Annotated in this window: 2 protein-coding genes; both read right to left on the bottom strand. The window is 48.4% G+C overall.

The window, feature by feature from the left end:
• Nucleotides 1-5: 5 nt before the first annotated feature.
• Entirely contained in the window at nucleotides 6-287 is a 282-nt protein-coding gene (locus G3A47_RS22665) for a hypothetical protein (RefSeq protein WP_016025358.1), read from the bottom strand.
• A gap of 108 nt (nucleotides 288-395) precedes the next feature.
• Nucleotides 396-827 (bottom strand): DUF7270 domain-containing protein (locus tag G3A47_RS22660; RefSeq protein WP_166926534.1); only part of this gene is annotated, 432 nt, incomplete at its 5' end.

Here is an 827-nt window from a genome sequence, read left to right as displayed (position 1 = left end):
AAGGTTTAGAACAAATGCTCACCTTCCACATGGTATGCTAACACGCCGTCAGAACATTCAAAATACATGTTATCATATTCCCACAGAGCGGTGATTTCTTCACCCTGGCAAACCACCGAAAACTTCGGCTGGCTGGCCTTAACTGGAAATTTTTCAGGGGAAGAGATTGGGGTGAATTTGGCATTTCTGACGGCCATACCAACAAATTGCTGCAATGTTACTTTGTAACGAGAGTGGGTGATAGTACCAGCATTCAGGGCTTCGATCAATTGCGCTTTAGTTGTCATGATATAGTTCCTTCATTTCAGAGTCAGTGTCGTACTGCTTATGGAATGAAGTATAGGGAAGGATATTGAAGAAGTAAAAGGGCGAAAGCCCCTTTTATTGAATTATTTTTACGGCGTCGGATTCGCAACCGGAATGTGGGATCGAATACCTGCGATGATATCCTTCAGCTGTGGTTTCCAGCCATTTACCAAACGGGGGAGAGCGATAGCGCCAGGCTGGACCAAAATGATGTCGCTGCCTGTGATATTGTGCGGAGGGAACTGGGCAAGGTACTGCTCCATGGTGACACCCTCATCAATCAGAACCGCACCGACGTCAGACGATGCGTAGGTTGCACCCAGACCGTCAACGCCCCACGCCAAAATACCCCAGTCAGGGATGTTGGCTTCAGATGTGATGGTGAATCCAAACACGGTGTTCAGTGAGGTAAAGGAATAGACATCGTGGGTGAGGTCATACACCAGATACCCCTTGGCCAGCATATCGGCAAAGATCGCGTCCGTATCGCCTGCAGCCGGAGTCGGGACAGTAAACAACAA

Source organism: Flavobacterium poyangense, from assembly GCF_011751075.1.
Lineage (GTDB): Bacteria > Bacteroidota > Bacteroidia > Flavobacteriales > Flavobacteriaceae > Flavobacterium > Flavobacterium poyangense.
The sequence above is the reverse complement of the archived record's forward strand: the minus strand, read 5'-3'. Positions and strand labels throughout refer to the sequence as shown.